Origin of the sequence: Streptomyces sp. NPDC098101 (assembly GCF_044760185.1) — a bacterium.
GTDB lineage: Bacteria > Actinomycetota > Actinomycetes > Streptomycetales > Streptomycetaceae > Streptomyces.
On record NZ_JBIWAS010000002.1, the window covers coordinates 961459 to 976289 of the forward strand.

The window sequence follows — 14831 nt, forward strand, 5'->3', positions numbered from 1 at the left end:
TGAGCGGAAGCCCCGCCCCCTCCGACGTAACCGAGCCCCGCAGAGCCGCGCTCCCGAGCACAGCGGCCCCGCGGGGCTCGTCCGTGTCGCGGGACCGTGAGCAACACGAAGAGGGGCGAGGTCCGAAAGGACCTCGCCCCCCTTTTTTTCTTTCCGCTCTCTCAGCCCGCCCCGTGCGGCGCCCGGCGGAAGCGGGCCGTCAGGGCGTGACGCCGGTCCGACCAGCGGGCCGCCGTCGAAGCCCAGCGGGCCGAGACCGCCCAGCGGACCCGGACCGCCGACCGGGGCGCGAGGAGCGCACGGAGGCGGGTGACCCGGTCCGCGCCCGCGTGGAAGCCCGCCCGGACCCGCCCGGCCTCCTCGGCCAGCCCCGGAACCGGCTGCGGCCGGGGCGCGTACAGCACCTCCTCCACCGCCCGCGCCACCCGGTGCACCGCGTCGGCGGGCTCGCCGCTCAGCTCGCCCAGGCGTACGATCCGCGCCGCCGTCCCGCGCGGCGTCTGCGACTCGTCCGGCTCGACCCCGTAGTCCCAGGCCGTGTCGTTGATCTCCCGCCAGACCGCGAGCGTCCGCGCCGCCGTCCCCCCGGCGCCCCGCGTCGCGACCCGCCCGGACCGCCCGTCCACGGGCACGGGTCCGGACGGCGGAACCGTCCCCTCCCCGTCCCCGTCCTCCGACCCGGCGGGACCGAGTCGCCGGGCGCGGGCCCGGGTCCGCCAGAACAGCGGAAGCAGCGGCAGGACCAGGACCAGCACCACGCCCAGGGAGATCAGGGTCGTCGCCAGCGGGTCCGGGCCCGAACCGTCCGAGGACGCCCCGGCCGCCGCCGGCTCAGGACCGCAGTCGCCGAGCCGGCGCATCTGCGGCGTGCAGCTCTCCGAGGCGCTCGGCGCGGCGGACGGCTGCGCCGAGACGCTCGGCTGCGGCTGCGCGGGTCCGGTGGCCGAACCCGAGGGCGTGGCCTCCCGGGCGTACGAGGGGGTGGAGCCCCGCGCCGGGGTCGGCTCGAACCGCGTCCAGCCCGCCCCCTCGAAGTACAGCTCCGGCCACGCGTGCGCGTCCCGGATGCCGACCGACACCGATCCGTCGCTCTGCGGCGTGCCCGGCATGAAGCCCACGGCCACCCGGGCCGGGATCCCCAGCGAGCGGGCCATCGCCGCCATCGAGAAGGAGAAGTGGACGCAGAAGCCCTGCTTGTCCTTCAGGAAGCGGGAGACCGCCTGCACCCCGGTGCCGGACCGCACGTCCACGTCGTAGCGGAAGCCGCCGTCCCGGGCGAACCAGTCCTGGAGCTTCACGGCCCGCTCGTAGTCGTTGCGCGCGCCCCCGGTCACCTCCCGGGCCGTCGTCCGCACGTCGGCCGGCAGCGACGCGGGCACCTTGGTGTACTCGCGGCGCAGCTCCTCCGGGGCCGGTCCGGCGGCGGCCAGCTGCTCCGCCGTCGGCTGCACGTCCAGGCTGGCGACCTGGTAGCGGGCGCCCCGGGTGGTCTGCTTGTCGTCGCCGACCAGCATCCGGCCGGCCGGCTCGTACCGCCAGCGCCCCTCCACGTCGACCCGGGCGGCCGGGTACGGCATGGGCAGCCACTTCTGCTCGTAGTTCTCGGAGGCGACGAAGTTCCCGGTCACCTCGGTGACCCGGACGCCCTGCGCGAGCCCGTCCGGCCACGGCAGGCGCTCCGGCACGTCCACGATCGGGCGGACCGAGGACTTCCAGGACAGGCCGTCGAACTGGTCGAGCGCGACGAGCCGCAGGTACATGCCGCTGTTGTCGACGGCGTTGGTCCGGTAGCGCAGGACCTCCCGGTCCTCCTGCTGGCGCAGGTCGTCCTGGAGGGAGACCAGCGGGTTCACGGTGGAGATCGTGCCGCCCTTGCCGGTGCCCCCGGAGCCCTCGCCGTCGCCGCCGCCGAGGAGGAGGCCGCCGCCCAGACCGGGCAGCGCGAACGGCACCACCAGCGCGACCCCCAGGGCCACGGCCCCGATCCGGCGCCCGGTGCGGACCGGCGCGAAGGCCTGGCCGCCGCTGCCGACGGTGGTCCCGGGCCGGCCCGTGCGCTGCGCGGCGCCGAAGACCCGCCCCCACTGCGAGAGCCGGTCCCGGCCCTCGGCCAGGAGCAGCAGCAGATAGCCGGCGCCCGCCAGGAGGAACCACAGCCAGCCCGCGCCGCCGCCGGAGAGGCCGGCCGCCACCGAGTACAGGGCCAGCAGCGGCAGACCGGCCGGGGCCGCCTTGCGGAAGGTGACCGCGAGGACGTCCACCAGGAGCCCGATCACGACCACGCCGCCGACCAGCATGAGCCGGATGCCCTCGGTGTCCGGCGCGGGAACCGCGTACCGGCCGACGTCCTCGGCGCCCGCCCGGAACAGCTCGGCGGCGTACGTCACGGCCCTGGGCCCGGGGAAGATCCAGAGGACCGCCTGCTCGCGGGCGAAGATCGCGGTCAGCGCGAGCAGCGCGACCGCGGTCTGGGCGAGGAGGGGCAGCGGCCGGACCGACGGCACCCGCCGGGCCAGCGCGCCCGCCCCGCTCACCAGGGCCAGCACGAAGGCCGCCGTGAAGATCCAGGTGGCCGGCTTGACCAGCGGGAGCAGGGCCCCGGCCGCCATCAGGGTGGCGGCCCAGGAGGCCAGCGTCAGCCGTGCGCGCCCGCTCATGCCCATCCTCCGTAGGTGGTGTCGGCGGCGGTCGCCGCGCGGACGCCGGCCGCCTGCTGCCACAGGTCGGCGAGCCGCGCCCCGGGCGGCACGGCGAGCGCCGTCCAGCCCGCCTCGCGCAGCTGCCGCAGCCGCTTCTCGACCGCCCCGGACACCGAACCGCCGGTCAGCCAGGAGCCGGAGTCCAGGACGAAGGCGACGGCCGCGCCGGTCCGCCCCCGCATCCGGGCGACGAGCGCGGCCTGCTCCTCGTCGAGGTCGCCGAGGAAGGCGACGAGCAGCCCGTCGCCGCCGGCCCGCAGCACGTCCGAGGCGCGCGAGAGACCGGCCCCCTCGGAGTGGTCGACGACCGCGAGGGTGTCCATCATCAGACCGGCCGAGTCGGCCGGGTCCTGCACCGAGCCGCCGAAGCCCTCGGCGCCCTCGCCGGGAACCGCGCTGCCGGTGTCGGTCAGCAGCCGGACCGTGTAGCCGCGCTCCAGCATGTGGACGAGCGCGGACGCGGTCCCGGAGACCGCCCACTCGAAGGCGGAGTCGGGGCCCGTGCCCCGGTAGGCGACCCCGCGGGTGTCGAGGAGGACGGTGCAGCGGGCCCGCTGCGGCTGCTCCTCGCGCCGGACCATCAGCTCGCCGTAGCGGGCGGTGGAGCGCCAGTGCACCCGGCGCAGGTCGTCGCCGTGCCGGTAGGCGCGGGGGATGACGTCGTCGTCGCCGGAGAGGGCGAGCGCCCGCTGCTGCCCCTCGCCGTACCCGGCGGCCTCGCCGAAGAGCCCGGCCGGCGGCAGCGCCTCGGTCCTGGGCACCACGGTCAGGGTGTCGTACGCGCTGAAGGAACGCGTCAGCTCGCACATCCCGAAGGGGTCGCTCAGCCGCAGCTGGAGCGGCCCGAGCGGGAAGCGGCCGCGCAGGTCCGAGCGGACCCGGTAGGACACCTCGCGCCGCCCGCCCGCCTCGACCCGGTCGAGGACGAACCGGGGCCGGGACCCCAGCATGTACGGCACGTGGTCCTGGAGCATGAGCAGGCCGGTGGGCAGCTTGGAGACGTTCTCCATCCGCAGCTGGACCCGGGCCTCGGTGCCCGTCTCCACCCGCTGGGGGACGAGCAGGCGCGAGGTCGCGACCCGGTAGCGGGTCCGGTGCAGCACGAGGACGCAGACCAGCGGCAGGACGGCGAGCAGCAGCCCGACCCGCAGCAGGTCGGCCTGGCCGAGGACGTACGCGCAGACGGCGGCGGCCACCCCGGCGGCGAGGAAGGACCGGCCGCGGGTGGTGAGGCCGCTCAGGGCGGCCCGCAGCCCGCCCCGCCCGTCGTCGTCCGGCCGCCCGTCCGGCACGGCGGGGCTCGTCATCACAGCCGCCGGGCGCCGGGCTGCTGCTGGCCGTAGAGCGGCCCGGCGGGCGGGGCCGAGGCCGGTACGGGGGTGCGCTGCAGGATGTCCTGGACGACCTGCTCGGCGGTCCGCCGGTTCAGCTGGGCCTGTGCCGTCGGCAGCAGCCGGTGGGCGAGGACGGGCGCGGCGAGGGCCTGGAGGTCGTCGGGCAGCACGTACTCGCGGCCGCTGAGCGCGGCGGAGGCCCGGGCGGCCCGCAGCAGGTGGAGCGTGGCCCGGGGGGAGGCGCCGAGCCGCAGGTCGGGGTGGGTGCGGGTGGCGGCGACGAGGTCGACCGCGTACCGGCGCACGGCGTCGGCGACGTGCACCGCGCGCACCGCCTCGATCAGCTTGAGCACGTCGTGGGCGTGGGCCACCGGCTGGAGGTCGTCCAGCGGGGAGACCGAGCCGTGCACGTCGAGCATCTGGAACTCGGCCTCGGCGCTCGGGTAGCCGATGGAGACCCGGGCCATGAAGCGGTCGCGCTGGGCCTCGGGCAGCGGATAGGTGCCCTCCATCTCGACCGGGTTCTGGGTGGCCACGACCATGAACGGGTTGGGCAGTTCGTACGTCTGTCCGTCGATGGTGACCTGCCGCTCCTCCATGGACTCCAGGAGCGCGGACTGCGTCTTCGGCGAGGCGCGGTTGATCTCGTCGCCGATCACGATCTGGGCGAAGATCGCGCCCGGCTTGAACTCGAACTCCCGGCGCTGCTGGTCGAAGATCGACACGCCCGTGACGTCCGAGGGCAGCAGGTCGGGGGTGAACTGGATGCGGCGCACCGAGCAGTCGATGGACCGGGCCAGGGTCTTGGCCAGCATGGTCTTGCCGACGCCGGGCACGTCCTCGATGAGGAGGTGCCCCTCGGCGAGCAGTACGGTCAGCGAAAGCCGTACGACCTCGGGCTTGCCCTCGATCACACTCTCCACCGATCTGCGGACGCGCTCCACAGTGGCGGTCAGATCAGTGAGGCTCGCTCGATCGTCATAGGTCGTCACCCGGCCCTCCTCGGCCTTCCGAAACACACGGACACCTGCCCCCGGTGGGATGGGTCGGGGGGTGTCCACCCGGGCATTCTTGTTGGCCCGGCCGGGTCGTGTCACTCGGCTGCCGGCAAGTACGGAGGAAATGCCGGAGTTTCGACCGTTAAACCCGGTCGGCGGCGCGGCTCCGCGCTCACCGCCCCGGGAAGGGCGGGGAGCGTCAACGGGCCTCTCTGTGAGCTGACCCACAGGAGGGAGAGCCGCACCCCGAACGAGTGAGCCGTCCGGAATGTCCGACGGGACCGCCGGGGCCGTGCGACGCGCCAGCGGGTTGATTGACCGGCGGGTCCGGTGGACTAAAGTGACGCGAAGTTCACGGAGACAACGAGCGATTTCCGCGGTTTCTCCCCCGTGTGCGCGGCGGTACCTACGGCTCGGCCTCCTCCCGCTCGCCGGTCGGCCGACGCGCCCTTCCGGCGCCGGACGACCGCTTCTCCCCAGCGAGCGGGCGGGGACCCGGCGGTACGTTCCCCCGTGCCCGAATTGAGAGGGCGCATTGAGCAACGACCGACACGTCCCGGTGATGCTCCAGCGGTGCCTGGACATGTTGGCCCCCGCCCTGGAGCGCCCCGGCGCGGTCGTCGTCGACTGCACCCTGGGGCTCGGCGGCCACAGCGAGGCCCTGCTCAAGAGGTTCCCCGAGGTGCGGCTCGTCGCCCTCGACCGGGACAAGGAGGCCCTGCGGCTCTCCGGCGAACGGCTCGCCCCCTACGGCGACCGGGCCACCCTCGTCCACGCGGTGTACGACGAACTGCCCGAGGTCCTCGACCGGCTCGGCATCCCGGCGGTGGACGGCGTCCTCTTCGACCTGGGCGTCTCCTCCATGCAGCTGGACGAGGCCGACCGCGGCTTCGCCTACGCCCAGGACGCCCCGCTCGACATGCGCATGGACCAGTCGACCGGCATCGGCGCGGCCGAGGTCCTCAACACCTACCCGCCCGGCGAACTGGTCCGGATCCTGCGCGCGTACGGCGAGGAGAAGCAGGCCAAGCGGATCGTCTCCGCGATCGTGCGCGAGCGCGACAAGGAGCCGTTCACCACCAGCGCCCGGCTCGTCGAGCTCATCCGCGACGCCCTGCCCCAGGCCGCCAAGCGCACCGGCGGCAACCCGGCCAAGCGCACCTTCCAGGCCCTGCGCATCGAGGTCAACCACGAACTCGACAGCGTCGAGAGGGCGATCCCGGCGGCCGTGAAGGCCCTCGCCGTCGGCGGCCGGGTCGCCGTCCTCTCGTACCAGTCCCTGGAGGACCGGATCGTCAAGCAGGTCTTCGCGGCCGGCGCGGCCACCACCGCCCCGCCCGGCCTGCCGGTCGTCCCCGAGAAGTACCAGCCCCGCCTGAAGCTGCTCACCCGGGGCGCCGAACTGCCCACCGAGGAGGAGGTCGCCGAGAACCGGCGCGCCGCCCCGGCCCGGCTGCGGGGCGTCGAGCGCATCCGGGAAGACGTCCTGTGAGCACGGCGAAGGGGCCCCTCAAAGGGCGGGCCGCGCGGCTCGGACGGCTCATGCCGTCGGGGCCCAGCACGGCCGCCCGCACCCCCTTCGTCCTGCTCGTGGTCGTGCTCCTCGGCGGCGGCCTGATCAGCCTGCTCCTGCTGAACTCGGCGCTCAACCAGGGCTCCTTCCGGCTGAACGAGCTGAAGAACGAGACCACCGAGCTCACCGACGAGGAGCAGGCGCTCCAGCGGGACGTGGACGACTACGCGGCCCCCGACGCCCTGGAGCGGCGGGCCCGCGAGCTCGGCATGGTCCCCGGCGGCAGCCCCGCCTTCCTCGGCCCGGACGGCAAGGTGCTCGGCAAGCCCTCGGTCGCGGTCGCGCCGCCGAAGCCGAGCCCGACGCCGACGGCCTCCGCCCCGGCGGACCCGCCGCCCGCCTCCACGGCCCCGCCGACGACACCACCGGGCCCGGGCGCGGCGGCGGACCCGGGCACGACCGGCCCCGGCGCGCAGGCCGGCACCGCCACGGACCCCATCGCCACGGACCCCACCGGCACCGCCCCGGCGCGGACCGCCCCCGCGACGGCGACCGCCCCCGCGACCGTTCCCCCGCCCGCGACCGCTCCCACGACCTCCGGCAGGTGACCGAGCAGTGCCCCCCAAGGAGCCCCCGCGCCGCCGCGTCCCCGGCCCCGCCCGGCCCGCGCGCCCCCGGCCCGCCCAGGCGGCCTCCGGCGGGACCCGCCCGGCCCGCCCCGCGCCGCGCCCGGCGCCCCGGCGGACCGCGCCCCGGCCCCCGGCCCGCCGGCCCCGCACCATCCGGCTCGGCAACCCGCGCCCCCGGCTGCGCCTGGTCTCCCTCGGCCTGACCCTCGTCATGCTGGTCTTCGTCGTCCGGCTCCTCCAGGTCCAGGCCGTCGACGCCAGCGCGTACGCCGCGAAGGCCGACAAGTACCGCTTCCAGGAGTACACGCTCTCAGCCGAGCGCGGCGAGATCACCGACCGCAACGGGATCGCGCTCGCCGCCAGCGTCGACGCGTACGACATCACCGCCGACCCCAAGCTCTTCACCCCGGGCGAGAGCAAGGTCGCGGACGCCCCCGAGCAGGCGGCCGCCCTCCTCGCCCCGATCCTCGGCAAGCAGCCCGCCGAGCTCGCGAAGAAGCTCCGCACCCCCAAGTCCCGCTACACCCTGCTCGCCCGCAAGCAGACCCCGCAGGTGTGGAACCAGATCAAGGACCTCAAGAAGGTCTACGGGCAGAAGTCCCAGCCCTCCGCCGGGGGCAACGGCATCAACCTCCTCGGCGGCATCCTCAGCGAGCCCAGCACCAAGCGCGTCTACCCGAACGGCGAACTCGCCGCCGGGATACTGGGCTACGTGAACGCCGAGGGCCGGGGAGCCGGCGGCCTGGAGTCCATGCTGGACCCGGAGCTGGCCGGCAAGGACGGCAAGATCCGCTTCACCCAGTCCGGCGGCCGGCAGGTGCCCACCGCCGGCTCCCGGGGCACCCCCGCCGTCCCCGGCTCGAACATCGAGCTGACCATCGACCGGGACATCCAGTGGGCCGCCCAGCAGGCCATCACCGAGCAGGTGAAGAAGTCCAAGGCCGACCGCGGCTACGTCATCGTGCAGGACACCCGCACCGGCGAGGTCCTCGCCCTGGCCAACGCCCCCGGCTTCGACCCCAACGACCTCTCCGCCGCCAACGCCGCCGCCATGGGCAACGCCGCCCTCCAGGACGCCTACGAGCCCGGCTCCACCAGCAAGGTCATGTCCATGGCCGCCGTCCTGGAGGAGGGCAAGGCCGCCCCCGGCACCCACGTCACCGTCCCCAACCGGCTCCACCGCGGCGACCGGCTCTTCAAGGACGACGTCGACCACCCCACCTGGTACCTGACGCTCAACGGCGTCCTCGCCAAGTCCAGCAACATCGGCACCATCCTCGCCACCGGCCGGCTCGGCGCCACCCAGGCCGAGTCCAACCAGGTGCTCCACTCCTACCTGCGCAAGTTCGGCATCGGCAGCCCCACCGGCCTCGGCTACCCGGGGGAGACCCCCGGCATCCTCGCCAAGCCCGGCGACTGGTCCACCTCGCAGCAGTACACGATCCCCTTCGGCCAGGGCCTCTCCGTCAACGCCATGCAGGCCGCCTCCGTGTACTCGACCATCGCCAACGGAGGCGTACGGATCGCCCCCACCCTCGTGCGCGGCACCAAGGGGCCCGACGGGCGCTTCGCCCCGGCCCCCCGGCCCGAGGAGTCCCGGGTCGTCAGCGAGAAGACCGCCAAGACCCTCGCCACCATGCTGGAGTCCGTCGTCGACGACCAGGAGGGCACCGGCACCCGCGCCGCGATCCCCGGCTACCGCGTCGCCGGCAAGACCGGCACCGCCAACCGCGTCGACCCCGAACTCGGCCGCTACAAGGGCTACACCGCCTCCTTCGCCGGCTTCGCCCCCGCCGACGAACCGAGGATCACCGTCTACTGCGCCATCCAGAACCCCACCAAGGGCAGCTACTTCGGCGGCCAGATCTGCGGACCCATCTACAAGAAGGTCATGGAGTTCGCCCTCAAGACCCTCCACATCGCCCCCACGGGCAGCGACCCCGCCCGACTGCCGGTCGTCTTCGACCCCACCCCGTGACACTCCGGGAGCACCAGTGACAACGATCACCCCCCATTCCGGGAACCGGAAATCGAACTCCGGCGAGGCCCCGGGCTCTTTTGGCCCCCCACAGGGTGGGCCCGGTACGCTCACCGCCGTGCCACACGCTGATCAGTACCGAACCACCCCGCCACGGCCGGAGCGGGTCCGCCCGACACCCCTGGGCGACCTGGCCGCGCACCTGGGGACCGACACCCCGGGCGACGCCGAGATCTCGGGCATCACCCACGACTCCCGGGCCGTGCGCCCCGGGGACGTGTACGCCGCCCTGCCCGGCGCCCGCCTCCACGGCGCCGACTTCGTCGCCCAGGCCGCCGGACTCGGCGCCGCCGCGATCCTCACCGACCCGGCGGGCGCCGAACGCGCCGCCGCGACCGGACTGCCGGTCCTGGTCGTCGGGGACCCGCGCGCCCGGATGGGCGAACTCGCCGCCGAGATCTACGGAAGGCCCGGCGCCGACCTGCTGAAGATCGGCATCACCGGCACCTCCGGCAAGACCACCACCGCCTACCTGGTCGAGGGCGGCCTGCGGGGCGCCGGACGGAGCACCGGACTCGTCGGCACCGTCGAGATGCGGATCGGCGACGAGCGCATCAAGTCCGAGCGCACCACCCCCGAGGCCACCGACCTCCAGGCCCTCTTCGCCGTCATGCGCGAGCGGGGCGTCGAGGCCGTCGCCATGGAGGTCTCCAGCCACGCCCTCGTGCTCGGCCGGGTCGACGGCTGCGTCTTCGACGTCGCCGTCTTCAACAACCTCAGCCCGGAGCACATGGAGTTCCACTCCGACATGGAGGACTACTTCCGGGCCAAGGCCGGGCTCTTCACCCCGGAGCGCAGCCGCCTGGGCGTGGTCAACCTCGACGACGCGTACGGCCGCAGGCTCGCGAAGGAGGCCGGGGTCCCGGTCGTCACCTTCTCCGCCGAGGGCCGCGCCGACGCCGACTGGCGCGCCGAGGACCTCGTCCTGGGCTCCCACGACTCGACGTTCACCGTCGTCGGCCCCGGGGGCGAGCGGATCGCCGCCACCGCCCCGCTGCCCGGCCCGTTCAACGTCGCCAACACCCTCGCCGCGATCGTCACCCTCGCCGCCGCCGGCCTCGACCCGAAGGCCGCCGCCGAGGGCGTCGCCGCCGTCCCCGGCGTCCCCGGCCGGCTGGAGCGCGTCGACGCCGGCCAGCCGTACCTCGCGGTCGTCGACTACGCGCACAAGACGGACGCCGTCGAATCGGTCCTGCGCTCCCTGCGCGAGGTCACCGAGGGCCGGCTGCACGTGGTCATCGGCTGCGGCGGCGACCGGGACGTCACCAAGCGCGGCCCGATGGGCGCCGCCGCCGCCCGGCTCGCCGACACCGCCGTCCTGACCTCGGACAACCCCCGCTCCGAGGACCCCCTCGCCATCCTCACCGCCATGCTCGCGGGCGCCGCCGACGTCCCCGCCGCCGAGCGCGGCGAGGTGCTCGTCCTCGCCGACCGCGCCGCCGCCATCACCGCGGCCGTCACCCGCGCCCGGCCCGGCGACACCGTCCTGGTCGCGGGCAAGGGACACGAACAGGGCCAGGAGATCGCCGGGGCCGTCCGCCCCTTCGACGACCGCGAGGTCCTGCGCGCCGCGCTCCTCGAACAGCAGGCCGGGACCGCCCCGTCGGGCGGCAGTGCCGAAGCCAGCCACCAGAACAGTCAGGGATGAAGCAGTGATCGCCCTCTCCCTCGCCGAGATCGCCGAAATCGTCGGCGGGCAGGCGCACGACATACCGGATCCGGCCGCCCGGATCACCGGGCCCGTCGTCATCGACTCCCGCGAGGTGCGGGACGGCAGCCTCTTCGCCGCCTTCGCCGGTGAGCGCGTCGACGGCCACGACTACGCGGCGCGCGCCGTCGAGGCGGGTGCGACGGCCGTCCTCGCCGCCCGCCCCGTCGGCGTGCCCGCGATCGTCGTGGACGACGTCCAGACCGCCCTCGGGGCCCTCGCCCGCGCCGTCGTCGAACGCCTCGGCACCGACGTCGTCGCCCTCACCGGATCGGCGGGCAAGACCTCCACCAAGGACCTGATCGCCCAGGTCCTGGAGCGGCACGCCCCCACCGTGTGGACGCCCGGCTCGCTCAACAACGAGATCGGCCTGCCCCTCACGGCGCTCCGCGCGACCGACGAGACCCGGCACCTGGTCCTGGAGATGGGCGCGCGCGGCATCGGCCACATCCGCTACCTCACCACCCTCACCCCGCCCCGCATCGGCCTCGTCCTCAACGTGGGCTCCGCCCACATCGGCGAGTTCGGCGGCCGGGAGCAGATCGCCCTGGCGAAGGGCGAGATGGTCGAGTCGCTTCCCACCGAGGCCGAGGGGGGAGTGGCGGTCCTCAACGCCGACGACCCCCTCGTGCGCGCGATGGCCGACCGCACCAAGGCCCGCGTGACCCTGTTCGGAGAAGCGGACGAAGCGGCCGTACGTGCCGAGAACGTCCACCTCACCGAGACCGGGAGGCCCTCTTTCCGCCTTCACACACCCACCGGGTGCAGCGACGTGACCTTGCGCCTGTACGGTGAGCACCACGTGTCGAACGCGCTCGCCGCGGCCGCCGTCGCGCACGAGCTGGGTATGCCTGTCGAAGAGATCGCCACCGCGCTCTCCGAGGCCGGCTCCCTGTCGCGCTGGCGCATGGAGGTCACCGAGCGTCCGGACGGCGTGACGATCGTCAACGACGCCTACAACGCGAATCCCGAGTCCATGCGAGCCGCCCTGCGCGCGCTCGCGGCCATGGGCGGGGCCGCACGGGCCCGAGGGGCTCGTACGTGGGCGGTGCTCGGCAAGATGGCCGAGCTCGGGGACGCATCGCTCGTCGAGCACGACGCGGTCGGACGGCTCGCCGTCCGGCTCAACGTCAGCAAGCTCGTGGCGGTCGGGGACAGGGAAGCGTCCTGGCTGCGGCTGGGCGCATATAACGAGGGTTCGTGGGGTGAGGAGTCGGTGCACGTGTCCGACGCGCAGGCGGCGGTCGACCTGTTGCGCAGTGAGCTGCGCCCGGGGGACGTCGTCCTTGTGAAGGCTTCCAGGTCGGTCGGTCTCGAACAGGTCGCCCTGGCTCTCCTCGACACCGAGGGCGAGGTCACCGGCCGATGAGGCAGATCCTCTTCGCGGGGGCCATCGGGCTCTTCCTGACCCTGATCGGCACCCCGCTGCTCATCAAGCTGCTCGCGCGCAAGGGGTACGGGCAGTTCATCCGGGACGACGGCCCGCGCGGCCACGCCGGGAAGAAGGGCACGCCCACCATGGGCGGCATCTCCTTCATCCTGGCCACGCTCATCGCGTACGCGCTGGCCAAAGTCATCACGGGCGAACCCGTCTCGTACTCCGGCCTGCTCGTCCTCTTCCTGATGGCGGGCATGGGCCTGGTCGGCTTCCTCGACGACTACATCAAGATCGTCAAGCAGCGGTCGCTCGGTCTGCGGGCGAAGGCGAAGATGGCCGGACAGCTGATCGTGGGCATCGCCTTCGCGGTGCTCGCGCTCCAGTTCTCCGACTCGCGCGGACTCACCCCGGCCTCCGAGAAGCTCTCCTTCATCACGGACTTCGGCTGGACCATCGGCCCGGTGCTCTTCGTGGTCTGGGCGCTCTTCATGATCCTGGCCATGTCCAACGGCGTGAACCTGACGGACGGTCTGGACGGCCTGGCCACCGGCGCCTCCGTGATGGTCTTCGGCGCGTACACCTTCATCGGGCTCTGGCAGTTCCAGGAGTCCTGTGCCAACGCGCTGACCCTCACCAACCCCAACGCCTGCTTCGAGGTCCGCGACCCGCTGGACCTCGCGGTCGTGGCCTCCGCCCTGATGGGAGCCTGCTTCGGCTTCCTGTGGTGGAACACCTCGCCCGCCAAGATCTTCATGGGCGACACCGGCTCGCTCGCCCTCGGCGGCGCCCTCGCCGGCCTCGCCATCTGCTCCCGCACGGAGCTCCTCCTCGCGCTGCTCGGCGGCCTGTTCGTGCTGATCACGATGTCCGTGGTCATCCAGGTCGGCTCGTTCAAGATGACCGGCAAGCGCGTCTTCCGGATGGCCCCCCTCCAGCACCACTTCGAACTCAAGGGGTGGTCCGAGGTCCTGGTCGTCGTCCGGTTCTGGATCATCCAGGGCATGTGCGTGATCGTGGGCCTGGGCCTCTTCTACGCGGGATGGGCAGCGGACAAGTGACGGAACGGCTCGACTGGAACGGCAAGAAGGTCACCGTCGCGGGACTCGGCGTCTCCGGCATCCCGGCCGCCCGTGTCCTGCACGGCCTGGGCGCCCTCGTGACCGTCGTCAACGACGGCGACGACGAGCGCTCCCGGGCCCAGGCGGCCGAACTGGAGGCCGAGGGGATCACCGTCCGCCTCGGCGACGGGGACACCCTGCCGACCGGCACCGAGCTGATCGTCACCGCCCCCGGCTGGCGCCCCGACAAGCCCCTCTTCGCGGCCGCCGCCGAGGCGGGCGTGGAGGTCTGGGGCGACGTCGAGCTGGCCTGGCGGCTCCGGGGCCCCGGAGCCGCCCCCTGGCTCGCGGTCACCGGCACCAACGGCAAGACCACGACCGTGCGGATGCTCGCCTCGATCCTGGAGGCGGCCGGCCTGCGGACCGCCGCCGTCGGCAACATCGGCGTCTCGCTCCTCGACGCCGTCCTCGGCGAGCGGGAGTACGACGTGCTCGCCGTCGAGCTCTCCAGCTACCAGCTCCACTGGGCGCCCTCGGTCCGCGTCCACTCGGCCGCCGTCCTCAACCTGGCGCCCGACCACCTCGACTGGCACGGCTCCATGGAGGCGTACGCCGCCGACAAGGGCCGGATCTACGAGGGCAACCGGGTCGCCTGCGTGTACAACGTCGCCGACAAGGCGACCGAGGGCCTGGTCCGCGAGGCCGACGTCGAGGAGGGCTGCCGGGCCATCGGCTTCACCCTCGGCACCCCCGGCCCCTCCGAACTGGGCGTCGTCGAGGGCCTCCTCGTCGACCGGGCCTTCGTCGAGAACCGGCGGGAGAACGCCCAGGAGCTCGCCGAGGTCTCCGACGTGAGGCCCCCGGCCCCGCACAACATCGCCAACGCCCTGGCGGCCGCCGCCCTGGCCCGCGCCTTCGGCGTCGACGCCAAGGCCGTACGGGACGGCCTGAAGGCCTTCCGGCCCGACCCGCACCGCATCGAGCCGGTCGAGGAGGTCGGGGGAGTCACGTACGTCGACGACTCCAAGGCCACCAACACCCACGCGGCGGAAGCCTCGTTGGCGGCCTACGACCCGATCGTCTGGATCGCCGGCGGCCTCGCCAAGGGCGCGACCTTCGACGAGCTCGTCCTGAAGTCCGCGAAGCGGCTGCGCGGGGCCGTCCTGATCGGCGCCGACCGGGCCCTGATCCGCGAAGCCCTGACGCGACACGCCCCGGAGGTCCCGGTGGTCGACCTCGACCGGACCGACACTGGGGCGATGTCCGAGGCGGTCCGCGAGGCGGCCCGGCTCGCCCGCCCGGGGGACACGGTCCTGCTCGCCCCCGCCTGCGCCTCCATGGACATGTTCACCAACTACAACGAGCGCGGCGATGCCTTCGCGGACGCGGTCCGCGCCCTCGCCGCCACCGGGGACGCCTGACCCGACCAGTGGGAGGGTCCGGCCGCACCGGACACGACCGGAGGGGACGGCGACC

At 74.0% G+C, this 14831-nt stretch carries 10 protein-coding genes; 7 read left to right on the top strand and 3 right to left on the bottom strand.

Annotated elements, in window-relative coordinates:
• Positions 1-161 precede the first annotated feature (161 nt).
• From ACIQVI_RS11390 to ACIQVI_RS11400, 3 genes are read right to left on the bottom strand one after another with little or no spacing between them, the layout of a single operon-like run.
• Positions 162-2657 (bottom strand): DUF3488 and DUF4129 domain-containing transglutaminase family protein, encoded by a 2496-nt coding sequence (locus tag ACIQVI_RS11390; RefSeq protein WP_403593980.1) that lies wholly within the window; start codon positions 2655-2657, stop codon positions 162-164.
• The gene (locus ACIQVI_RS11395) at positions 2654-4006 is read right to left on the bottom strand and encodes a DUF58 domain-containing protein (RefSeq protein WP_351972570.1); all 1353 of its coding nucleotides are present in this window, start codon (positions 4004-4006) and stop codon (positions 2654-2656) included. The genes ACIQVI_RS11390 and ACIQVI_RS11395 overlap by 4 nt, the downstream gene beginning before the upstream one ends.
• Positions 4006-5025, bottom strand: a complete 1020-nt coding sequence (locus ACIQVI_RS11400; protein ID WP_403593984.1) for an AAA family ATPase — start codon at positions 5023-5025, stop codon at positions 4006-4008. The genes ACIQVI_RS11395 and ACIQVI_RS11400 overlap by 1 nt, the downstream gene beginning before the upstream one ends.
• 541 nt (positions 5026-5566) lie before the next feature.
• Between ACIQVI_RS11400 and rsmH the strand changes: the two genes are divergently transcribed.
• Genes rsmH through murD form a run of 7 tightly spaced genes read left to right on the top strand, consistent with a single transcriptional unit; the run spans position 5567 to position 14776 of the window.
• On the top strand, positions 5567-6523 hold the full coding sequence (gene rsmH, locus ACIQVI_RS11405) for a 16S rRNA (cytosine(1402)-N(4))-methyltransferase RsmH (protein WP_351972572.1): 957 nt from the start codon (positions 5567-5569) through the stop codon (positions 6521-6523).
• Positions 6520-7152, top strand: coding sequence for a septum formation initiator family protein (locus ACIQVI_RS11410; RefSeq protein ID WP_403593988.1), 633 nt, complete (start codon positions 6520-6522; stop codon positions 7150-7152). Before rsmH ends, ACIQVI_RS11410 begins: the two co-directional genes overlap by 4 nt.
• A 7-nt stretch (positions 7153-7159) precedes the next feature.
• The gene (locus tag ACIQVI_RS11415; RefSeq protein WP_351972574.1) at positions 7160-9151 is read left to right on the top strand and encodes a penicillin-binding protein 2; all 1992 of its coding nucleotides are present in this window, start codon (positions 7160-7162) and stop codon (positions 9149-9151) included.
• A 16-nt stretch (positions 9152-9167) separates the two neighbouring features.
• A complete protein-coding gene (locus tag ACIQVI_RS11420) occupies positions 9168-10859 on the top strand; it encodes a UDP-N-acetylmuramoyl-L-alanyl-D-glutamate--2,6-diaminopimelate ligase (RefSeq protein ID WP_403593991.1) in 1692 nt (563 codons plus the stop codon).
• Positions 10860-10863: 4 nt separating this feature from the next.
• Complete coding sequence (gene murF, locus ACIQVI_RS11425) at positions 10864-12288, top strand: UDP-N-acetylmuramoyl-tripeptide--D-alanyl-D-alanine ligase (protein WP_351972576.1); 1425 nt, start codon at positions 10864-10866, stop codon at positions 12286-12288.
• On the top strand, positions 12285-13355 hold the full coding sequence (gene mraY, locus ACIQVI_RS11430) for a phospho-N-acetylmuramoyl-pentapeptide-transferase (protein ID WP_121832102.1): 1071 nt from the start codon (positions 12285-12287) through the stop codon (positions 13353-13355). Before murF ends, mraY begins: the two co-directional genes overlap by 4 nt.
• Entirely contained in the window at positions 13337-14776 is a 1440-nt protein-coding gene (gene murD / locus ACIQVI_RS11435) for a UDP-N-acetylmuramoyl-L-alanine--D-glutamate ligase (protein ID WP_403593995.1), read from the top strand. The genes mraY and murD overlap by 19 nt, the downstream gene beginning before the upstream one ends.
• Positions 14777-14831 lie beyond the last annotated feature (55 nt).

Coding starts and splice junctions, on each gene's coding strand:
- murD (WP_403593995.1), top strand. CDS start 13,337: ATGGGCAGCGGACAAGTGACGGAACGGCTCGACTGGAACGGCAAGAAG.
- mraY (WP_121832102.1), top strand. CDS start 12,285: ATGAGGCAGATCCTCTTCGCGGGGGCCATCGGGCTCTTCCTGACCCTG.
- ACIQVI_RS11390 (WP_403593980.1), bottom strand. CDS start 2,657: ATGAGCGGGCGCGCACGGCTGACGCTGGCCTCCTGGGCCGCCACCCTG.
- ACIQVI_RS11395 (WP_351972570.1), bottom strand. CDS start 4,006: ATGACGAGCCCCGCCGTGCCGGACGGGCGGCCGGACGACGACGGGCGG.